General features: G+C 73.5%; 14 protein-coding genes and 1 tRNA gene. 4 read left to right on the top strand and 11 right to left on the bottom strand.

Annotated features, from left to right (window positions below; all coding sequences use genetic code 11):
• Positions 1-274: 274 nt before the first annotated feature.
• The 3 genes from FXF60_RS11725 to FXF60_RS11715 all read right to left on the bottom strand — a co-directional run bounded on the left by FXF60_RS11725 (position 275) and on the right by FXF60_RS11715 (position 4,343).
• Positions 275-820, bottom strand: coding sequence for a hypothetical protein (locus tag FXF60_RS11725; protein ID WP_151526147.1), 546 nt, complete (start codon positions 818-820; stop codon positions 275-277).
• 226 nt (positions 821-1,046) lie between these two features.
• Positions 1,047-1,120, bottom strand: a tRNA-Met gene (locus FXF60_RS11720).
• Positions 1,121-1,178: 58 nt separating this feature from the next.
• Positions 1,179-4,343 carry a UPF0182 family membrane protein gene (locus tag FXF60_RS11715; protein WP_238335829.1) on the bottom strand — a complete coding sequence of 1,055 codons (3,165 nt, stop codon included), beginning with the start codon at positions 4,341-4,343 and terminating at the stop codon, positions 1,179-1,181.
• Between the two features lie 62 nt (positions 4,344-4,405).
• Between FXF60_RS11715 and FXF60_RS11710 the strand changes: the two genes are divergently transcribed.
• Entirely contained in the window at positions 4,406-4,975 is a 570-nt protein-coding gene (locus tag FXF60_RS11710; protein WP_151526146.1) for a PPA1309 family protein, read from the top strand.
• Here FXF60_RS11710 and FXF60_RS11705 read toward each other — a convergent pair whose 3' ends face one another.
• Both FXF60_RS11705 and FXF60_RS11700 read right to left on the bottom strand, forming a co-directional pair.
• Positions 4,976-6,148 (bottom strand): YlbL family protein, encoded by a 1,173-nt coding sequence (locus tag FXF60_RS11705; protein ID WP_151526145.1) that lies wholly within the window; start codon positions 6,146-6,148, stop codon positions 4,976-4,978.
• Positions 6,145-6,573, bottom strand: coding sequence for a molybdenum cofactor biosynthesis protein MoaE (locus FXF60_RS11700; protein ID WP_437440863.1), 429 nt, complete (start codon positions 6,571-6,573; stop codon positions 6,145-6,147). Before FXF60_RS11700 ends, FXF60_RS11705 begins: the two co-directional genes overlap by 4 nt.
• 196 nt (positions 6,574-6,769) lie before the next feature.
• Here FXF60_RS11700 and FXF60_RS11695 point away from each other — a divergent pair, with 196 nt between their 5' ends.
• The gene (locus FXF60_RS11695) at positions 6,770-8,200 is read left to right on the top strand and encodes a zinc-dependent metalloprotease (protein WP_151526144.1); all 1,431 of its coding nucleotides are present in this window, start codon (positions 6,770-6,772) and stop codon (positions 8,198-8,200) included.
• 50 nt (positions 8,201-8,250) lie between these two features.
• Complete coding sequence (locus FXF60_RS11690) at positions 8,251-8,991, top strand: hypothetical protein (RefSeq protein ID WP_151526143.1); 741 nt, start codon at positions 8,251-8,253, stop codon at positions 8,989-8,991.
• A gap of 6 nt (positions 8,992-8,997) precedes the next feature.
• On the opposite strand, the gene FXF60_RS11685 is transcribed toward FXF60_RS11690, so the two are convergent.
• The 4 genes from FXF60_RS11685 to nudC all read right to left on the bottom strand — a co-directional run bounded on the left by FXF60_RS11685 (position 8,998) and on the right by nudC (position 12,871).
• Positions 8,998-9,360, bottom strand: a complete 363-nt coding sequence (locus tag FXF60_RS11685; RefSeq protein ID WP_151526142.1) for a WhiB family transcriptional regulator — start codon at positions 9,358-9,360, stop codon at positions 8,998-9,000.
• Positions 9,361-9,488: 128 nt separating this feature from the next.
• The gene (locus FXF60_RS11680) at positions 9,489-9,689 is read right to left on the bottom strand and encodes a hypothetical protein (RefSeq protein ID WP_151526141.1); all 201 of its coding nucleotides are present in this window, start codon (positions 9,687-9,689) and stop codon (positions 9,489-9,491) included.
• Positions 9,690-9,818: 129 nt separating this feature from the next.
• Complete coding sequence (locus tag FXF60_RS11675; RefSeq protein ID WP_151526140.1) at positions 9,819-11,933, bottom strand: ATP-dependent DNA helicase UvrD2; 2,115 nt, start codon at positions 11,931-11,933, stop codon at positions 9,819-9,821.
• The gene (nudC, locus tag FXF60_RS11670) at positions 11,930-12,871 is read right to left on the bottom strand and encodes an NAD(+) diphosphatase (RefSeq protein WP_151526139.1); all 942 of its coding nucleotides are present in this window, start codon (positions 12,869-12,871) and stop codon (positions 11,930-11,932) included. The genes FXF60_RS11675 and nudC overlap by 4 nt, the downstream gene beginning before the upstream one ends.
• A gap of 95 nt (positions 12,872-12,966) precedes the next feature.
• Here nudC and FXF60_RS11665 point away from each other — a divergent pair, with 95 nt between their 5' ends.
• On the top strand, positions 12,967-14,571 hold the full coding sequence (locus FXF60_RS11665) for a phosphotransferase (protein ID WP_238335830.1): 1,605 nt from the start codon (positions 12,967-12,969) through the stop codon (positions 14,569-14,571).
• On the opposite strand, the gene FXF60_RS11660 is transcribed toward FXF60_RS11665, so the two are convergent.
• Together FXF60_RS11660 and FXF60_RS11655 are read right to left on the bottom strand one after the other, a co-directional pair.
• Positions 14,572-17,826 carry an ATP-dependent helicase gene (locus FXF60_RS11660; RefSeq protein ID WP_151526137.1) on the bottom strand — a complete coding sequence of 1,085 codons (3,255 nt, stop codon included), beginning with the start codon at positions 17,824-17,826 and terminating at the stop codon, positions 14,572-14,574.
• Positions 17,823-21,014 (bottom strand): ATP-dependent DNA helicase, encoded by a 3,192-nt coding sequence (locus FXF60_RS11655; protein ID WP_192796713.1) that lies wholly within the window; start codon positions 21,012-21,014, stop codon positions 17,823-17,825. Before FXF60_RS11655 ends, FXF60_RS11660 begins: the two co-directional genes overlap by 4 nt.
• Between the last annotated feature and the right edge of the window lie 84 nt (positions 21,015-21,098).

Raw genomic sequence — 21,098 nt, 5'->3', positions numbered from 1 at the left:
CGTCCGAGAGCGTCTGCAACCGCGACATGCGATCACCCTTACCGACGCAGACTGCGGATTTGGGAGACACGCCCTAGGCATGACCTTGCTGGCGCCGCGCGCCCTACACTGCGGAGAAGTGCAGCACTAACGTGGCCAATGCTGCACAAAGGGCAAGGGTTAATATAAGTCTGACAAGCGCGACTTGCACCGGTTCCATTGGAGTTTTCTTCACCCAAAGTCCACTGCGCCAGTAGTTTTATTGTGGGACGTAGTCAGCAAGGACCGTTCTTCTTCACTCACTAGATTTCTCCTGGTATGCGTCTTCAATTAACTTGAAGGCCTCGCTACGCGCCTCACGTGTCAGCGGCGCTCTCGCCAGCCTAACCATCGTGTGTGAACGAAAACATTCTCCCGGGTTGCCTGCCGCAAAGGCTCCGCGACTCGGCGTCCACTTCCTGCCCTCCCTCGACAAGTTCACCACACCAAAGCCAGTGTAGCCAGCGTGAGCTGCATTTTCATGCGTGTTGTCAAAAACGTAGTAGTACTTTTTAGCACTTCGATCTAGCCGAGCTGCAACAGTCCGCCAGTGGCAGAAGGGACGACCATCATTGTAGAAGTTGGTGCCATCTAGAATCCACATTGATCTTCGGACGTCATACCGAATCTCACCGATGCTGTAAATTCGTTCCTCGCCGTCGAGAATCCGCTCCCCCCAGACGCCCTTGATATCCATGGTGTCAGCAAGTCGTACCACCAAGTCGCGAACGAACTGGTAGATAGCGTTTGCCGCCACGCCGACGATGATGCCGAGCACCAAAGTCCACGCCGACGCCTCCATGAGACGACACTAGTCTGAGCCACCTCGGGGAACCCGCAGCGACACGAAGCTCGCTCGTGCCGCCCCGGAGCGCCACGACGAAGGCTGGTAGGACCTGAGCACGATGGACAAAGTGACACCGCCGCGAGTTGCGGCACGTGCGGGACGGCCCCGCCCACCTCTCCCGCAGCACGACGAAGGCCCGGACCTGGTGGTCCGGGCCTTCGTCCGCGTCCGACGCGATGCGTAGCGGGGGCAGGATTTGAACCTGCGACCTCCGGGTTATGAGCCCGGCGAGCTACCGAACTGCTCCACCCCGCGTCGTGGTGATGTCCACTTTACGTGATGGTGAAGCGCACACCAAATCAGTGGCGGGACCTCAGGGCTCCTCGGTCTGCGCCGCGTCGTCGCCGTCACCCTGTCCGTCGCCGTCGAGGCTGACCGATCCACCGGAGGGGTCCGCCGCGACAGCACGGTCGATCGCCTCACGCAACCGCTCCTGGGCCTGGCCGTAGGCCTCCCAGTCGCTCTCCGCGAGCGCGGCCTGGCCGTCCTCGTAGGCCGACTCGATGTCCGCCAGCGCCTCGGCCAGCGCGCCCTGGTCGACGTCGCCCGAGCCTTGGTCGGACCCGGACCCACCGTCGCCGGACCCGCCGTCACCCGATCCGTCACCCTCCGAGCCGTCGGTCGGGCCGGCGTCGCCGGCGTCGCCCGCCGTGGCGCCCGAGTCCCCGCCGAAGAGCTCGTCCAGGGCACCGTCCAGGGTGTCCGACCACGCCAGGTCGTTGCCGAAGGCCACGACGACGATCCGCTGCAGCGGATAGGCGTTGTTGCCCTGCGCCTGCACGTAGACCGGCTCGACGTAGATCAGCCCGCCTCCGACCGGCAGGGTGAGCAGGTTGCCCAGCCGCACCGTCGAGTCGCCGCTCCGGTTCAGGTTGAGGAACTGGGAGAGGGTCTGTCCGAAGGCTTCGGAGTTGGCGTCCGAGGAGTTGATGTCGTTCTGGAACTGGCCCGGTCCGCGCACCGTGCTGTCCCGGGGCAGGACGAGCATCCGCATCTGCCCGTACCCCTCCCGCCGCTCACCCGGCGTGCCGCCGGCGTCGGCGTCGACGGCCAGGTAGCCGGTGAGGTTCTGCCGATCGTTCCCTCGGGGGATGTAGGTCGTGGTGAGGCTGAAGGTCGGTTCCTCCTGGCCGGGCATCGCCACCGACAGGTAGTGCGGTGGGATGTCCGGCGGGCTCTCGCCCCCGACGCTCGGGTCCTCCGAGACCGCCCAGAAGTCCTGCCCGGTGAAGAAGGACCCGGCGTCCTGCACGTGGTAGCGGGAGAGCACCTCCCGCTGCACCTTGAACAGGTCCTCCGGGTAGCGGAGGTGGTCCATCAGCTGGCCGTCGATCTCGGACAGCGGACGCACGGTGTTGTCGAAGGCGGCCATCCACGCCTGCAGCAGCGGGTCCTCCTCGTCCCAGGCATACAGCTCGACCGACCCGTCGTAGGCGTCGACCGTGGCCTTGACCGAGTTGCGGATGTAGTTGACCTGGCCCTGCCCGATCGATTCCACGTTGGAGGCGGTGGTCTGCAGGGAGTCCACGGTCACCTCGCCCAGCTCCTCCATCTGGCTGTAGGGGTAGCGGTCGCTCGTGGTGTAACCGTCCACGATCCACTTCACCCGGCCGTCCACGACCGCCGGGTAGGGGTTGCCGTCCAGGCGGAGCCAGGGCGCGACCCGCTCGACCCGCTCCCGGGGCGAGCGGTGGTCCAGCATCCGGGACTCGCTGTTCACCGAGTCGGACAGCATGATCTCGATCTGGCGGTACTTGATGGCGTAGGCCGCCCGGCGCACCGCGTTGCCCATCGCGACACCACCGCCACCGGTGTAGGTGTTGCGGACCTCTCCGGTCTCCTGACCGCTGGCCGGGTAGTCCAGCTCCTGCGGCGCCTGGTCGTCCGGGGCCCCCACGATCGAGTACTCCGGCGAGGACTCGCCGAAGTAGATCCGGGGCTCGTACTCCCCCAGGCCACCGACCGGCGGGATGTTGCGCTCGTAGAAGATCGGCTCGCCCTCCGGGGAGCGCCGGTTGCCGTATCCCGCGACCACGCCGAAGCCGTGCGTGTAGACGGTGTGGTCGTTGACCCAGTTGCGCTGGCCGTCGGAGATGCCGGCCAGGTTGAGCTCGCGCACCGCGATGACCGTGTCGACCGTCTCGCCGTCGACCTCGTAGCTGTCGACGTCGAGGGCCTCGGGGAACTGGTAGTAGTTGCGGACGCCCTGCAGCTGCCGGAACGTCGGGGACACCACAGAGGGGTCCACGATGCGGATGCCGGGGATGGTGTCCGCGTCGCTGCGCAGCTGACCGGGCTCCGCCTCCGTCTCCGCGTCGTAGTCGATCATCTCCGCGTCCTCGAGGTCGTAGGCCGAGAGCGTGGAGTCGATCGCCCGCTCGATGTAGGGCGCCTCGAGCTGTGCCTCGGAGGGGACCACCCGGAACTGCTGGACCAGCGAGGGGTAGGCACCGCCCAGGACGAGGGCGACCACCAGCAGCCCGACCAGGCTGACGATCGGCAGCCGCCAGGAGCGCGTCCAGATGGTGGCGATGAAGAAGGCCGCGCAGAGCAACGCGGCCACGGCCAGGATGCTGCGGGTGGGCAGCAGGGCGTTGACGTCGGTATACGTCATGCCGGTGATGCGCTCGTGCTGCGTCATCGACAGGGAGTAGCGCTCGATCCAGTAGCCCGCCGCGCGCACGACGAGCAGCAGGCCCAGGAGGATGGCCAGGTGGATCCGGGCGGCGCCGGTGGTGCGCTGGCCGCGCGCGCCGGACTGCAGCTGGATGCCGCCGTAGATGTAGTGCGTGAGCAGGGCCCCGATGAGGCTCAGCCCCAGCACCAGGGTGCCGAACGAGATCACCATCTGCCAGAACGGCAGGCTGAAGACGAAGAACCCCACATCCATGTTGTGGTGCGGGTCGACCTCGCCGAACGGGCGACGGTGCAGGAACAGCAGGACGGTCTGCCACTGCGCCGCCGCGGCGGTGCCGGCGAACAGGCCCAGCACGACCGGCACCGCGATGAACACCAGTCGGCGGATCGGGTCCAGGGCGCTGCGGTAGCGGTCGAGCGCCGCCTGCTCGGGCGTGGACGGCGCATAGATCGGCCGGTGCCGCCAAGCCAGCCACAGGCCGGACCACACGATGGCCGTGGTGAGTCCGGCGGCCAGCACGAAGAGCCCGCTCTGGGTGAGCAGGCGGGTGACGAGGACCTGCCGGAACCCGACCGACTGGTACCACAGGAAGTGGGTCCAGAGCGTGGCCCCCCAGCCGACGAGGGCGAGCAGGGCGAGGACGATGAGGACCGTCGGGAGCACCCGGCCGCGGGGCAGCCCTCCGCCGGGCCGACCGGACCGGGTCCGGGGGGTGCGGCCGGAGCCGCCGGCACCGCCCGAGCCGCTGCCGCCACCCGGACGGCCCGCGCCGGACGCGCCGGAACCCCCGCCCTGGCTCTCGTCCGGCTCGGGGCCCTGCTCTGGCTCGCGCTCGCTCACCGTTCCAGCGTAACCGCCGCGGCCCTGCCGTCCGACGCTGACCCGGATGCGACGATGACCGTGTGCCTCCCACCGACGCCGTCTCCCCCGACCCCGCCGACCCGACGTCCCCGGGCCCGCTGCTGCGCGCGGCCGTCGACGTGGAGAAGCACGTGGCCCGTGGCGGATGGGATCAGCCGCCCCGGCTCTTCGCGCTGGTGCCCACTCACCTGCTGCGCGACCGCGAGCCCGCGCTCGCGTCCCAGCTGCAGGCCCCGGACGACGACGGCCTGACGGCGGTGGAGCAGGAGCGGCTGCCCCCCACCCCGGACCTCGAGTCGCTGCTGGGGCGGATGGCGTGGCCGCCGGACGTGGTCGGCGTCGCACTCGCCATCGAGCGGATCGTGGTGCCGCCGGAGGCCGAGCGGGACCTGCCCGAGGACAGGCAGCAGGCCACCGATGCCCTGATGGCGCACCCGGCGCGCAAGGACGTCCGGTTGGTCGCCGCCTGTCTGCGGGACGGCGAGCGGACCTGCCTGCTCCGGCAGCGCGACTTCGACGAGGACGACGCGGTCGCGGTCGGCCCCGACATCGCGCCGGGCCTGACCCATGCCCTGGCGGCGACGCTGGTCGAGGACGAGCCGGGGTCCTGACTAGCCGGTCTGCTCCGCATCGTCCTCGACCTGGTCGGCGCACGTCGCGAGCCCCAGGTCGTCGATCTCGGACGGGGACACCCCCGACACCTCGTCCAGGACCGTGAGCGCGTCGTCGAAGGTGGTGACCGGCACCACCACGAGGTCGCGTGGGTCGGTCTCCACGACCTCGCCGCAGTTGCCGCTGGGCGCGAGGAACACCTCCGCACCGGCCTCCCGGGCGGCGTAGATCTTCTGGGTGATCCCGCCGATCGGCCCGACGTCACCGGCCCCGGTGATGGTCCCGGTCCCCGCGATGGAGCGTCCGCCGGTGAGCGCACCCGGGGTGATCTCGTCGTAGACCGCGAGCGAGAACATCAGGCCGGCACTCGGACCACCGACGTTGCCGGCGTCGATCGTGATGTCGTAGGGGTTGTCGTAGACCGGGGCGAGGTAGACGCCCACGATCGTGCGCCCGGTCTCCTCGTCGAGCCGGGTGGGGACCTGCAGCTCGACCTCCTCCCCCTCGCGACGCACGGTCACCGGCACCTCCTCACCCGGGTCGACGCCCTGGATCTGCTCACGGACGGCGGTCGTGTCCTGCACGTCCTGGCCGGCCACGCTGAGGATCTCGTCCTCGACCTCGAGGACACCGTCGGCCGGGGCGTCGGCGATCACCTGGGCCACGACGACGCTCTCGCCGATCTCCACGCCCTGCGCGCGCAGGGCCACGACGGCGGCGTCGTCCTGCGAGTGCTGCATCAGCTCGGTGTTCTGCTCCCGCACCTGCTCGGCCGTGACGTCCTCGCCGAAGACGTCCTCGCGAGGCACGACCGTCGCCGACGGGTCCAGGCTGGCCCGCATCGCCTCCCAGGCGGTGACGGTGTCTCCCGGGCCGCCCTGCAACCGGATCGTGGTGAAGTAGAGGTGGCCCGTGGCGTCGTCGAACCTCTCGAGCTCGTCGTCGACGCCGACGATGTCCTCCCCGTCGATCTCGCCCAGGGTGTCGTAGACCGGCCCGGGCACGTAGATCACCTGCTGCACCGTGACGAGGTTCAGCACCGAGCCGGCGAGGACGGCCGCGATGACGACGCCCAGCAGCAGCCCGGCCCGGCGCCCGACGCGGGTGTGCGGCGGCGCGCCCCCCAAGGTCGGCGCGGACTCCTCCCCCGTCCCGCCCTGGCCGCCGGTCACAGCCCGACCCACTCGTGGTCATGACCGTCGAACTGCTGACGCTTCCAGATCGGTATGCCCTCCTTGAGCTCCTCGATCAGCCGCCGGCCGGCCTCGAAGGCCGTGGCGCGGTGCTCTGCCGCCACGGCGCAGACGACCGCCAGGTCACCGACGGAGAGCTCACCGACCCGGTGCACGGCATACACGCCGCGCACCTCGTCGGTCTCGGCGACCGACTCGGCCAGCCGCCGCAGCCGCGACTCGGCCTCGGGGTGCGCCGAGTAGCTGAGCGCGGTGACCCCCTCGCGCCCGCCGTCGTGCTCCCTGACGGTGCCGACGAAGACGGTCACGGCCCCGGCACGGGGGTGCCGGACCGCGCTCAACGCCTCGTCCACGGACAACGGGTGCCCCTGGACGCCGGCGACGATCGTCTGGTCATCGGTCACCCGCGCCATCATGCCCCATGACCGGTCGCGCCCCACGAGCCGCCCCGGGCCTGGCCCCGGATGGAACTCTGCGGCGCTCACAGGTGTTGTCCTTGTCGAGGACCGGTCCGAGATCCTCAGCCCGACCAGGAGCGCCGCCCCCCGGCGACCAGTGGCAGGCTGGGGGCCGAGCATCCGAGCAGAGAAGGAAGTAGACGTGTCAGATCAGGACAACCCGGAGCGCCGGGACGAGCCAGACCCCCTCGAGGCGTTGTTCGGCGGTCCCGTCCCCCCGGAGGTGCGCGAGACCCTGAACTCGATGGGCCTGTCCGACCTCGGCCCGGACCAGGTCGCGCAGATGCGTTCCCAGCTGGAGATGCTCATGGGCTCGGGCGGGGACGACAGTCCGGTCAACTCCGAGCTGGCGCACGACGTGGCCTGCCAGGCCGTCGCCGAGGGCGGTGACTCCGCGATCGGTGACGACACCCGCCGTGACGTCGAGCAGGTCGTCCAGGTCGCGTCGCTGTGGTTGGACCAGGTGACCGACCTGCCGCGGCCCGAGGGCACCGCGCTGGCGCTCACCCGCGTCGCGTGGGTGGAGCGGACCCTCCCCGTCTGGGAGCGGTTGACCGCACCCGTGGCCGAGGGCCTGCAGTCGGCGATGACGTCGGCGATGGAGCAGCAGCTCGGTCAGCTCGGCGAGGAGGGCGCCCCACCCATCCCCGGTCTGCCCCCAGGGATGAACCCCGCCGCGATGATGGGTCAGATGGCCCCGATGGTGCGCCGGATGGCCTCGAGCATGTTCGGCGGCCAGGTCGGCCAGGCGGTCGGCACGCTGGCCGGCGACGTCCTCTCCGGGACCGAGGTCGGCCTCCCCGTCCTGGACGGGGAGGACGTGGCCATGCTCCCGGCCAACGTCGCCGCCTTCGCCGACGGGCTCGAGGTCGACGGTGGTGAGGTCCACCTCTACCTCGCGCTGCGGGAGGCGGCACGCGTCCGACTCTTCGCCGCGGTGCCGTGGCTGGGCCCGCAGCTGCTCGCGGCGGTCGAGGACTACGCCCGGGACATCAGCATCAACACCGAGGGCATCGAGGAAGCGGTGCGTGAGGTCGACCCGCAGAACCCGGAGGCACTGCAGGACGCGCTCGGCGACAGCCTGTTCTCGCCCGAGCCCAGCCCCGCCCAGCAGGCCGCCCTCACCCGGCTGGAGACGCTGCTGGCCCTGGTCGAGGGCTGGGTGGACGTGGTCGCGGCGCAGGCTGCCGAGGGGCACCTGCCGCACGCCGACGCGCTGGCCGAGGCGGTGCGGCGTCGGCGGGCCACCGGTGGTCCGGCGGAGAAGACGTTCGCCTCCCTGGTCGGGCTGGAGCTGCGCCCGCGGCGGCTGCGGGACGCGGCCAACCTGTGGGCGGCGCTGGAGGACCGGCACGGTCGGGACGCTCGCGACGAGGCCTGGGGACATCCGGACGTCGCGCCGACCGGGGCCGATCTGGACGACCCGTTGGGCTTCGTGGACCGGCACGGTGCCCTGTCGGCGGACCTGACGGTGACCGACGAGGACATCGAGCGGCTGCTCAGCGGGTCTCCCGGCGAGCGTGACGAGGACGACGGCGAGGACGAGGGCTCCGGGACCGACCGGCCCGGCTGACCTGTGGACAGCCGGCCACGTCAGCCCTCGCGGCGTGGCAGGGTCGGCCCATGGGACGGGGGCGAGCGACGCCGCAGGACACCCCCTGGTGGCCGACCGGGGTGGACGGACGGCTCCAGGTCGGTGTCGGTCCGGGTGCCTGGAGCGTCGACGGCTGGGTCCGGCCGGACCGTCCGGAGGACGTCGGCTGGCAGTTCATCCGGCGGCTCGGGGCTGACGTCGTCGGTCCGCAGCCGGAGCGTCGGTCGCTCGAGGTGAGGGGTGAGGGGCAGCTCGCGGAGGCGTTGCGCGCGGCGGTGTGGTCGACGCAGGGGCGGGGCGGGGCTGCCGCGGCGTCGCCTGCGCGGGGGCGCACGGCCGACCACCCCAGGAGGGTCGTCCTGGTGCGCGATCACCTGGTGCCCGTCGGCACGGCAGGACGGCCCGATGTGGTCGGCCGTCGCGTGCTCCCGGTCGTGGCCCAGACGGCCCGGGTCGTCATCGGCCCCTGGACCGGCCTCCCGGGTGGCCCGTGCCTGCACTGCCTGGACCTGCACCGGCGGGACCGCGACCCCGGGTGGCCCCAGGTGGCGCAGTCGCTGGTGGACCCGGCCACGGCGCCCCTTCCCCCGCGGCATCAGCCGGAGGTGGTCCACGCGGTGGTCTCCCTCATCGTGCTCATGACCGGCTCGGCCGCCGGACCCGCGGTGGGCGTGGCGCACGAGGTCGGGCCGCGCCCGCCGCACCTGGTCACCCGCAGGTGGCCCGCTCATCCCGGCTGTCCCTGGCACGAGCCGGGGACAGCCGGGTGAGCTCGGTCAGGCGGCGACCTCGTCCTTGCGCGGCCTGCCGCGCGGCCTCTTGCGGGGGACGACCCTGCCCTGGAGCAGGAGCTGGCCACCCCAGACGCCCCACGGTTCCCGCCGCTCCAGGGCACCGGCCAGGCACACCTCGCGCAACGGGCAGGGGCCGCAGAGCTCCTTGGCCTGCTCCACGTCGGCCGGGAGCTCGGCGAACCAGAGGTCCGCCGGGTGCTCGCGGCAGGGCAGGTCGTCCGTCCCTCCGCTGACGAGGTACGGCGACCCGGTGGTCTCGTCGGCCTGCTGATGCCGACGCGCTGGGCGGTACACGGCGGATCCTTCCTGATGTCGGTGCTGCTGCTGGCTGGTGTCGATCGTCATGGCGTCTCGATTCCGATGAGGTCGGATCCGACGGGACCGTCCGAGACGCCGGTGCACCGGCGAGCAAACGAGAACGGCCGCGGATCCTCGGGAGGACTCGCGGCCGGAACAGGAAGGAGGTGTGCCTTCTACGGTGTCCGGGAGGAGCCCAGGCCCTGGGAGGGGTCGACAGCGTGCGGGAACGTCGTCTCGACGACTCCGGAGCCCACGGGCCCCGGGACGGACGCGCCGTCCGCACGGACGGCGTCGCGCAGGCGAACCGTCCGGAGGGTGGGCGTGGCGTCGGTCGAGCAAGCGGCGAGTCCGCCGGTGACGATCATGTTCTCCATCGTGGTCCACCCTCCTCTCATCTGCGCGTGACCCCAGCACCGAGCAGGCGTGGGCTTGACTCGGACACTGTATGCCGAGGGTCGTCGGTCCCGCAACGCCTTTTTACGCGACCGGTCCTCCGGCCTCGTTCAGGCCGTGGACGAGGTGTCCGGAGAGGACAGGATCTCGAGCACGGCGTCACCGTAGAGACCGAGCTTGCGCTCGCCGACACCCGAGATCTGGGCCAGCGCGTCCCGGTCGGCCGGCGTCCGCTCGGCGATGGCGATCAGGGTGGCGTCGGTGAAGACCACGAAGGCGGGGACACCGGACTCCTGGGCGACCCCGAGGCGCCAGGCGCGCAGCGCGTCGAAGACCTGCTCGTCATAGGTCGGCGGGCAGTCGCTGCAGCGGCCGATCTTCCGCTCCGCCGCCGACCCCAGGATCGCGTCGCAGGTGCGACAGGTCCGGGGCGGTGCCAGCCGGCGGCGGCGCTGCCTCCTGCTGGGCGCGGCGCCGGCCGACTCCGGAGGCACCCCGAGGACCCGACCGGCCGGACCGAGGAAGCGGGAGAGCGACCGGCTGCCACGCCCGCCCGGGTTGCGCGCAGCGGCCCAGCTGAGGGCGAGCCGGCGCCGGGCGCGGGTGAGTCCGACGTAGAGCAGCCGGCGTTCTTCCTCGATCCGCTCCGGGGTGTCGGCCAGGGTGATCGGGAGCAGGCCCTCGCTGCAGCCGACGAGGAAGACGGCGTCCCACTCCAGCCCCTTGGCCGCGTGGAAGGACGCGAGGGTGATGCCCTGCACGGTGGGCGCGTGCTGCTCCGCGGTGCGCCGGTCCAGCTCGACCACCAGCTCGGCCAGCCGTGCACCGGGAGTCTGCGTGGCCAGCGAGTCGGCCAGCAGCGCGAGGGCCTGCAGGCTCTCCCAGCGTTCCCGCACCGCGCCGGAGCCGTCCGGCGGGCGCGGTGCCCAGCCCGCGCCGGAGAGGACGTCACGCACCACGTCGCCGAGGGGCCGTGCGGGGTCGTCGGCGCGGACCGCGCCGCGGAGCAGGACCACGGCGTTCCGTACCTCGGCGCGGGAGAAGAAGCGCTCCCCGCCCCGGACCAGGTAGGGGATGTCGCGCCGGGCCAGCGCGTTCTCCACCGCCTCGGACTGGCTGTTGGTGCGGAACAGGATCGCGATCTGGCTGGCCTCCACGCCCTCGGCCAGCAGCGCGCCCGTCGCATCGGCGACGCCCTGCGCCTCCGCCTCGTCGTCGGGGTAGGAGGTGAGGGTCGGGGCGGGCCCGTCGCCCGCCTGGGCCACGAGCTCGCCGGTATGCCCCGCCCGACCGCCGGCGCGGCCGCCGAGGACGAGGTTCGCGAGGTGGACGACCTGCGGCGTGCTGCGGTAGTTGCGGACCAGCTGCACCTGTCGGGCACCCGGGTGGCGCTGCGGGAAGTCGAGCAGGTGGCTGGCGCTGGCCCCGGTGAAGGAGTAGATCGACTGGGCGGGGTCCCCCACGACGCACACGTCCTGCCGCTCCCCACGCCACAGCTCCAGGAGCTGCTGCTGCAGCGGGTTCACGTCCTGGTACTCGTCCACGACGAAGTGGCGGTACTGCTGGTGCACGGCAGCGGCGATCTGCGGATGCTCGTCAAGCATGCCGACGGTCAGCAGCAGGACGTCCTCGAAGTCGATGACGTGGCGTTCGGAGCAGACCTCGTGGTAGGTCTCCAGGAGTCGGGCCATCGCGGTCGGGTCCAGGTCGGCCACCCGTCGGTCCAGGGACCGTGCCCGCGCCGGATAGGTCTGCGCGGTCAGCATCGAGACCTTGGTCCACTCGATCTCGGCGGCCACGTCCCGGAGGGCGGTGCGGTCCAGCCGCAGGTGCAGCCGGCCCGCGGCCTCGGCCACGGCCGGGGCCTTGTGCGCGACGACCGACGGTGGGGCCCCACCGACCGCCTGCGGCCAGAAGAACTGGAGCTGGCGAAGCGCGGCCGCGTGGAAGGTCCGCGCCTGGACCCCCTGCACGCCGAGCCCTCGCAGCCGGGTCCGCATCTCCCCCGCGGCGCGAGCGGTGAAGGTCACGGCCAGGACCCGGTCCGGGGGGTAGGCGCCGCTGGCGACGCCGTAGGCGATGCGGTGGGTGATCGCCCGCGTCTTCCCGGTGCCGGCCCCGGCCAGCACGACCATGGGGCCGAGCGGCGCGGTCGCCACCTCACGCTGCTCCGGATCGAGCGTGTCCAGCAGCTGGTCGGGGTCGGGGGGTCCGCCACGGGTCACCGTGGCACCGCCGGACCGTGACCGGGCAGGCTCTGCCCGAACCACTCCTGGATCAGCCGGTGCGCGATCGACACCCTGGAGGGCAGGGTCAGCCGCCCCTCGCGCAACCCGGATGCCAGCTCGGCGCGGGAGTACCACGCGGCCGAGCGCAGCTCGCTCTCCTGGACCCGCAGCTCGGTGTCCGCGGTGCGGGCGCGGTAGGCCACCATGAGCGAGGCGGGGAACGGCCAGGGCTGGTTGCCGCGGTAGACCAGATCGGTGACCACGACCCCGACCTCCTCGAGGACCTCACGCGCCACCGCGGCCTCCAGCGACTCTCCGGCCTCCACGAAGCCGGCCAGCACCGACACCCTGCCGTCGGGCCACGGCAGCCCGGTCGCCAGCAGCAGCCGGTCCTGCGGGTCCGTGACCGCCATGATGACGGCCGGGTCGGTCCGAGGGTGGTGCTCGGAGCCGTCGACCGGGCAGCTGCGCACCCAGCCGCCCTGGGTGACCACGGTCGGCGCACCGCACCGGGGGCAGTAACCATGCCGGTCGTGCCATCCGCGCAGCGCGGTGGCGGCCGTCAGCAGCCCGGCGTCGCGGTCGTCCAGGTCGGCACCGACCTCGCGCAGCCCTGCCCAGCGCGGCTGGGCCGCGGAGCCCGCGGCCTCGGGCACGCCCTCGGCGCTCGCGACCACGGCGACGTAGTCGACACCCTCGTCACGACCCAGGAACCACGGCTCACGGTCGAGGTCCTCCGGCCGGGGCGGACGCAGCACCAGGCGCATCGACGTGGGGTCGACCGGCACGGTGTCGGCGCGCAGCTCGAGCACCCTGGTGGAGTCTCGCCGGATGATCTGGCCGAGCTCGGCCTCGTCGGTCCGCACCTGCGCCCACCGGTCCACCCGGGACCGGGACAGGGCCAGGTCGAGGTAGGTCTCGTCGGCTGCACTCACCCGGCCACTGTAGGTGCCGTGGCCGACAGGCTTTGAGGACGTGCCCTCGCGAATGCCGCCGTCCGGCGAGCCCACCGCATACGGTGGTGTCCGTGATGCGTACTGACCTCGCTCTGGCCGCCCTCGCGAGTGCCGCCGTGCCCGGCATGAAGCCGGTGGCCGTGGCGGGGTTGGGCGTGGAGGCGGGCGAGGAGTCCGAGCTGCAGCAGGCCGTCGTGGAGGACGCCACGGGACGACGGTGGTTGGTGCGCTCCCCGCTGACCTCGGTGGCGGGGGCGAGACTGCGCCGCAACGACGAGCTGGTGCGGCAGCTCTCACGGCACGTGCCCTTCAAGGTTCCGGCGGCCGTCGGCTACGCCGCGACGGGCGCCGAAGGACATGCCGCGGTCTACCCGCACGTCGAGGGGTCGACGCTCGACTTCACCCATCTGCCCGGCGGTGCCGGGCTCGCGCACGCGGTCGGCCGGACCATGGCGGCGATCCACAACATCCCGAGCGCCGTCTTCGAGCAGCAGGACGTGCCCTCCTTCGATGCGGGGGGATGCCGCCAGCGCCTGATCTCCGAGGTCGATCGTGCCGCCGAGACCGGGCGGGTCCCGACCCGTCTGCTCGGGCGGTGGGAGGAGGCCTTCGAGGCAGCGCCCCTGTGGCAGTTCGCCAGCACCCCGGTGCATGGCGCCTTCCGTGGGGCCGCCGTGGTGGTCGCCTTCGCCGACGACGAGGCGGACAGCGGTCGGGTCGTGGCGGTGACCGACTGGGACGAGGCCATGATCGGGGACCCTGCCGCCGACCTGGCCGACCTCTACACCAGGGCCTCCCCCGCCGCCTGGGAGTCGGTCCTGGACAGCTATGCGCTGGCCCGGGCCCAACGACCGGACCCCTACCTGCATGCGCGGGCGCGGCTGCTCGCGGAGACGGGACGGCTCCGGGGCCTGGCGCACCACACCTCCCTGGGCGACGAGGACGCCGTGCGTCGCGTGGTCGAGGCCCTGCGCCGGATGGACCGGCTCACCGAGGACGAGGACTCCCTCGTGCCGACCACCGCCCGCGGACCCGGCGCCGTGGCATCGGGCGCCGGGGCGTCGGGCGCCGGGGCGTCGGGTTCGGGGGCGTCGGACGCCGTGGCGACTGACGCCGGGCCCGGGCTCGCGGCGGCCGGGCCGCCCCCGCCTGCCGAGGACGACCGGCAGGACGCCGACGGGCACCCGGACCGCGCCGAGCCGGACGAGGACATCACGGCGGAGGTCCCGCTGCCCGGTGCCGGTGTCGTCGGGGACGGGCCCGCGGCGGACGAGGGCGACGAGCCGGACGGCGACGAGGCGGACGGTGCCGGGGCGTCGGAGGCGGAGCCGCCCGACGACGAGCCCGGAGGGGAGCCTGAGCCGGAGGACCCGGGCCGTGCGACGGACGAGCGGCCCGACGGGTCGGCACCGGACGCCGTGCCCGACCAGCCCGACGTGGAGCCGGACGTGACGGCGCCGGCGACGGACGGGCAGCCCGGCGGGCCCGGGGTGGACGAGGCGCCCGACGACCTCGAGGTGGGCCAGCAGCCCGGGGCAGCCGAGCGCGAGGCGCAGGACAGCGGGGACGTCGGCGAGACGGAGGACAGCGAGGACGCCGACGCCGAGCTGGAGGACGACGACACCCGGCTGCACGACCTCTACGGCATGCCGTCGGAGGACGACGAGCGGCGCGGCTGACTACCCCTGCAGGAGCTGGCGAAGGTCCGCCTCCGTCGGCAGGTCGGGTCTGACGGTCGTCCCGGACGCGGCGTAGAAGAAGGCCGCGCGGACCTGCTCCACCGGTCGTCCGGTGAGTCGGGCGAAGGCGAGCCGGTAGACGCCGAGCTGGATGGCCCGCACCTGCTGCTGGTCCGGGCTGCCGGGCGAGCCCGTCTTCCAGTCCACGACCGTCACCCCTCCGTCCCCGTCGGCGAAGACCGCGTCGATCCGTCCGGCGACCGTGCGTCCACCGACCTCGGTCTGGACCGGCACCTCCACGGCGATCGGCTGCCGGTCGGCCCACTCGCTGGCCAGGAAGTTCTGCTGCAGCTCGCCGAGCCCACCCGTGCGCTCGGGGGCGTCGCCACCGTCCAGGTCGTCGAGGTCGACCAGCGTGGCGGCGGCATAGTGCTGCTCCACCCAGGCGTGGAAGGTCGTGCCGACCCTCGTCCGGGGCGCGGGCGCGGTGGGGAGGGGCCGACGCAGCTGGCGCAGGAAGGCGTCTGGGTCGGCGGCGAGATCCACCAGCGCGGACGTGGACAGGTGATCCGGGAGCGGCGGGGCCACCGCGGCCTCCTGCCGCCGCGCACGCTCGGCGAGCAGCAGGTCCACGGTCTCGGACCACGGCGCAGGGGCAGGGTTCTCGTCGTCCTGCCGGGGCCCGGCCGGTGGAGCGGCCGTGCGTGCCGCGAGCAGGGCCGACGCCACGTCGATCACCGCTGATCGCCGCTCGTCCCGAGACACCGGCCACACCGCACTGACCTGCTCCCCGAGGCGTGGATTGGTCATCTCCTCCTCGACCGCGGGGTCGGGCATGTCGGCCCAGGGACCGACCCTCACCCCGGGCAGGGTCCGGACCTCGTCCAGGAAGCGGGACGTCACGCGGGGCGCCCGGCCGGTCGACCAGACCGGGGCGGTGAGCAGCACCCGATGGCGTGCCCGGGTCAGGGCGACGTAGGCCAGGCGACGCTCCTCCTGGATCGCGAAGCGTCCTTGGTCCAGGTAGAGGTCGGCCAGTCCCGCACGCAGGCTGCGGGTGTCAGGCACGGTCGACCAGGCCAGGTCCGGGCGGCCGTCACGGTCCCCCCGCAGCGCCGTCGGCAAGGACCCGATCCCGGCCAGCCACCCCTTGTCCGACCGCTCCTTCACCCTCCACCCGTCCTCGCCGTGCTCCGAGGTCACGCGACCGGAGGGGAAGGTGCCCTCGACCAGGCCCGGGACGGCGACGACGTCCCACTCCAGTCCCTTCGCGGCGTGGACGGTCAGGACCTGGACCGCCCCGCGGTCCACGGACACCTCGGCGAGCTCGGGAACCTCGGCCTCCTCGAGCCCCCGCTCGTGCTCCCGGGCGGCATCGAGCCAGTCGAGGAACCCACCGAGGGTGACGCGGTCGGCGCCGTGCGCGTAGCCGGCGGCCACCTCGGCCAGGGCGTCGAGGGGCGCGCGGCCCCAGGTGGGATGCAGGTCGGGGTCGGAGGCGACCTCGATGTCCAGGCCGAGCAGCCGCTCGGTCTCGGTCACGAGGTCGGGGAGCGGCAGGCTGGTGAGCGACCGGACCCGGCGCAGCACGTCGGCGAGCCAGGCCACCCGCTGCGCACCCTGCGGCGACAGGTGCTCTCCCCCACGGCCCACCCAGGCGGGTCCCGGCATACGCTCGACCGCCTCCGCCAGCACCGGTGCGTGCTCCCGCTCGCTCGACGCCTCGGTGCCCGGCTCCCGGGCCAGCTCGCCGGCCCGGGCCCAGAGGGCATCGATGTCGGCCGCGCCCAACCGGGCGACCGGTCCGGCGAGCAGCCGCATCACCTGGTCGCCGCGCGTCGGCTCCTGGGCGACCCAGAGCAGGGCGACGAGGTCCAGGACCTCCGGCGTGTCCAGCAACCCGCCCAGCCCGACGACCTCGACCGGGAGACCGCGACGACGCAGCGCGTCCACGACCGGGGCGAACTGGGCCCGGGCACGGCACAGCACCGCCGCCGTCACCGGGGTCGAGGACGGCCACCGCTGCTGCACCCAGTCGGCGACGTGCTCGGCCTCCAGGACGTGGTCCGGGAGACGGGCCACGTCGACGACGCCCGGCCCTGCGTCCGGCCGGGGGCGCAGCGTCGCCACCGGCACAGCGGACTCGTGGCGCAACGGGGCGGCCACCGCGTTGGCGGCGTCGAGGCCCGCCCGGTCGTTGCGCCAGGACGTGCTCAGCTGCAGCACCGGGGCGGCGGACCCCTCGACCGCGAAGGCCGCCGGGAAGCGGGTGAGCGTGGTGGCGCTGGCGCCGCGCCAGCCGTAGATCGACTGGTGCGGGTCGCCGACCGCCGTGATGGGCAGGTCGTGCCCCGCGAACAACGACGTCAGCAGCACCATCTGCGCCTCGGAGGTGTCCTGGAACTCGTCCAGCAGCACCGCGGAGTAGCGGCTGCGCTCCGCCTCGGACACGGCCGGGACGTCCCTGGCCAGGCGGGCCGCGAGCGCCATCTGGTCGCCGAAGTCGAGTGCGCCCCGAGCTGCCTTGGCCTGCCGGTAGGCCACCACCAGGGGATAGAGCAGGGCCTGACGGCGCAGGTCGGCCGCGACGTCCCGGCCCACCTTCAGCGGCCGCCCCTCGTGCGGGAGATCCTCCATCCGGGCGGCCAGGTCGTCGAGGAACCCCTGGGCCTGGTCGGGCTCGACGAGGTGCTCCCCGAGCTCGGCCGACAGGTCGATCACCGCCCGGACCACCGTGCTCGGCGCCCGGTCCATCCCGGCCATGTCGCCGTCGAAGCGGGTGACCACGTCGTGCGCCAGCTGCCAGCAGGCCGCCTCCGACAGCAGCACGGCGTCGGGCTCCACCCCGAGGCGCATCCCGTGCTCGCTGACCAGGCGTCCGGCGTAGGCGTGGTAGGTGGAGATGGTCGGGAGGTCGAAGCCGTCCGCACCCGCCCCAGGACCGGGGTCGACCCACAGCCCGACGTCCCGGAGCTGGCGCAGCCGGCCGGTCAACCGGGCAGCCAGCTCCAGCGACGCCTTCCGGGTGAAGGTGAGACCGAGCACGTCCTGGGGAGCCACCATCGCGTTGGCCACCAGCCACAGCACGCGGGAGGCCATCGTCTCCGTCTTGCCGGACCCGGCACCGGCGACGACGACACCGGGGCGCAGCGGGGCGGTGATGACCGCGGCCTGCTCCGGCGTGGGCTCCGGGGCGCCCAGCGCCTGCGCCAGGTCCGCCGGGGAGTACGTCGGGCCGGTGGGGGGACCACTCATCGCTGGCTCCCCTCCGGCTGGATCGGGCAGGCGAAGCGTGCGGGGCACCGGCGGCAGCGTCGCTCGAGGTCGCGGGCGGTGAACTCCGCCCCGGCCATCCCCGCCGCGGCGGCACGGACCTGCTGCCGCGCCCGGTCCGGCTCCGGGGAGTCCTCCAGCGACGGTTGGGCCCGATCGACAGCGCCAGACGTGCCGAGCTGCACCAGTCGGGCGCCGCCGCTGCGCGAGCCCAGCTCGGCGAAGGCGCCCTCGGACACCGCGACCTGGTATGCCGCGAGCTGGGCGTGCCGCTCGACGTCGGCCCGTGGCACCGGCGTCCGCCCGGTCTTGAGGTCGGCGACGACGAGCGACCCGTCGGCGGCCCGCTCCAGCCGGTCGACCGCGCCCACCAGGTGGGCGTCCCGGGCGTCCTCCTGCGTGGGGTCGCCGTCGCGGGCGTCCAGGCGCACGGACAGCTCGAGCTCGGTGCCGAGCAGCTCCCGGCCCTCGGCGCGTGCCGCGGCGACGTAGCCGGCATACCTCTCGAGCATGGCGTGCGCGTCGCGACGGGTCTTGTCCGCCACCCACCCGTCGACGAGGTTCAGGTCCGGCCAGCGCCGGTCCAGCTCGGCGACGAGATCGGCGACCGGGGCCTCCGGCGCCTGCGCCACCACCTCGTGCACGAGCGTGCCGAGCTGGGCGTTCGGCGCCTCCCCGGTGTCCGCACCCCGGGAGGTCAGGAACCACCGGAGCTCGCAGTCGAGGTAGGTCTGCAACCGGGAGGGCGAGACGCGGACCGATCCTTGCGGACGGATCATCGCCGACGTGGACGTCTCCCGCAGCGACCACCAGTCCGAGGGGTCGGCCCCTGGCACGTGCTCGGTGGACAGCCGGTGCAGGACGTCGACCGCCTCGTCACGGGTCGCCAGGTCTCCACGGCGGTGGGCCTGGACGGCGGCCCGGCGCAGCTCCCCCACCAGTCCGCGCAGGGTCATCGGCGGTGGCACCTCCACCGGTGCCCGCTCCCGGAATCCCGGCTCCACCAGCTCCAGCAACCCGGAGGGCTGGTCGTCCGGGCTCGACGCGGCCGTCACCAGCAGGTGCTCCGAGGCACGGCTCACAGCGACGTGGAACTGGCGCAGCTCGTCGGCACGGACCTGGGCCTGGGCCTCGCGCCATGCCTGCGGGCCGGACACGGCGCGACCCTGCAGTGCCGCGACCAGCGCGTCCGCCCCGAGCAGCGTGTCGCGGAGCCTCAGGTCGGGCCAGACCCCGTCCTGGACCCCGACGACGGCGACCCGCTGCCACCGGCGGCCCGCCGCGGCGTGCGGGGTCAGGACCTCCACAGCGCCCGGTCGGCGACCGCCCACGACCAGCGTGTCGGCGGCGACCTCGGCGCTGCGGACGGAGTCCAGGAACGAGCGGGGACGGGCGCCGGGCAGTCGCTCGGCATACGACTCCGCCGCCGAGAAGAGGACCATCACGGCATCCAGGTCGCGGTCCGCGCGGGCCCCCAGCGCTCCGCCACCGAGTGCCTGCCGGGCCCAGCCGGTCGCCAGACCGCTGCTGGACCAGAGTGCCCAGAGGACCTCGTCCGGACCCCCCGAGGGGAGGCCGGCACCCTCGTCGCCCGGGCCCTGCCCCAGACCACGCAGGTATGCCGCGCGCCCCGCGTCCAGCACCCGCGCGACGCGGACCACGGGCTCGAGCTCGGCGGGCACCTCCTCCGGCACGCTCCGGCGCAGGTCGGGATCGGCCATCCGCCAGGCGAGCAGGTCGTCGGCGCGTCGCGACCCTCCGGCCACCAGCTCGGCACCGCGGAGCAGGCGTCGCAGCCGCCGCAGCGCCACCGGGTCCGACCCGCCGAGCGGGCTGCGCAGCAGCTCCAGGGCCTCCTCCGGCCCCACCCACCAGTCCTGCGTCTCGTCCGCGCGGGTGACGATGTCGAAGGCCAGCAGCAGCGGCTGCACGGCAGGGTCCGACCCCAGCGGGACCGAGGACCGGTCGACGTGGACCGGGACCCCGCCGGAGGCCAGGGCGCGGCGGATGGAGTCCTGCTGCCGACCGCTGCGGGCGATGACCGCCAGCCCGTCCCAGGGGACGCCGTCCACCAGGTGGGCGTGCCGCAGCCACCGGGCCACGAGCGTGGCCTCCTGGGCGGCGCTCCGCGTGAGCTGCACGCCCGCCGACCCTGCTGGCCCGGCGCTCGCGGGCTCCCGGTGCAGCGCGCTGCCCGCGACGCCGATCCGCTGCGCGACCCGGTCGGAGACCGCGCCCACCGCGGGGGCGCCCGCCGGACGCCTCCGCAGCGCCACGGTCTCCGGGCCCGCGTCACCCGCCCACCGGCCCGCGAGGTCCAGGAAGAGCGCCGGCACGGCACCGCGGAAGCCCAGCAGCGCGGCGTCCGGGTCGCCGACGAGCAGGGCGTCCGCGCCGTCCGGGCGGACGGCGTCGAGCATCCGGGCGGCCGAGGCGGTCAGCTCCTGCGCGTCGTCCACCCCGATGAAGCGCACCTTCGCGTGCACCGTCGCGCGCAGGTCGTCGTCGGTCTCCAGCGCCTCCGCTGCCGCCGTGCAGATCCACGCCGGGTCGTAGCTGCCCGGGTCGGCGAGGGCGGTCACCTGGTCGTACTCCTCCAGCAGGGCACCGGCGCAGGCCCACTCGGGCCGTCCGTGGACCTCCGCGAGGTGCTCCAGCTCCGCCGGGCCCACGCCGTGCTCCACCGCACGCATCAGCAGGTCCCGCAGCTGTCCGCGGAAGCCGGCCGTGGACCGCGCCAGGTCGAGGTCGGCCGGCCAGGGTGGACCACCGCCGGTCTCCTCGTGGCCGGCGAGCAGCTCGCGCAGCACGGTGTCCTGCTCGGCGCCCGAGATCAACCGCGGCATGGGCTCCCGGTCCCGGGCCGCCACGAGGCGGAGGATCGCGAACGCCAGCGAGGCGGCGGTGCGGGCCAGCGGCTCGGTGTGCGTGGCGCCGAGGTCGCGGCCGATCGCCCCACGCAGCCGGGTCGCGCCCTGCCGGGTGGCGGCGACGACCAGGCACTCGTCCGGGGTCAGACCCTCACCGATGCGATCCTGCACCTGGCGGGTCAGCACGCTCGTCTTGCCGGTCCCGGGGGCGCCCAGGACCACCATCACCCCGCCCCGGTGCCGGACCACCCGCGCCTGCTCCGGGTCCGGCGCAGCGGCGCTGGTGGTGGCGGGTGGCATGGCCCCATCACACCACCCGCTGCGGACATACCGGCGTCCAGCCGTGACGTCGTAGAATGGTCGGTCCCACCCTGGAGAGGCACC

Origin of the sequence: Serinicoccus kebangsaanensis, from assembly GCF_008919445.1 — a bacterium.
GTDB lineage: Bacteria > Actinomycetota > Actinomycetes > Actinomycetales > Dermatophilaceae > Ornithinicoccus > Ornithinicoccus kebangsaanensis.
This window is presented reverse-complemented; position numbering and strand designations above follow the sequence as displayed.

Coding starts and splice junctions, on each gene's coding strand:
- FXF60_RS11660 (WP_151526137.1), bottom strand. CDS start 17,826: ATGAGTGGTCCCCCCACCGGCCCGACGTACTCCCCGGCGGACCTGGCG.
- FXF60_RS11685 (WP_151526142.1), bottom strand. CDS start 9,360: ATGACGATCGACACCAGCCAGCAGCAGCACCGACATCAGGAAGGATCC.
- FXF60_RS11665 (WP_238335830.1), top strand. CDS start 12,967: ATGCGTACTGACCTCGCTCTGGCCGCCCTCGCGAGTGCCGCCGTGCCC.
- FXF60_RS11690 (WP_151526143.1), top strand. CDS start 8,251: ATGGGACGGGGGCGAGCGACGCCGCAGGACACCCCCTGGTGGCCGACC.
- FXF60_RS11725 (WP_151526147.1), bottom strand. CDS start 820: ATGGAGGCGTCGGCGTGGACTTTGGTGCTCGGCATCATCGTCGGCGTG.
- FXF60_RS11680 (WP_151526141.1), bottom strand. CDS start 9,689: ATGGAGAACATGATCGTCACCGGCGGACTCGCCGCTTGCTCGACCGAC.
- FXF60_RS11655 (WP_192796713.1), bottom strand. CDS start 21,014: ATGCCACCCGCCACCACCAGCGCCGCTGCGCCGGACCCGGAGCAGGCG.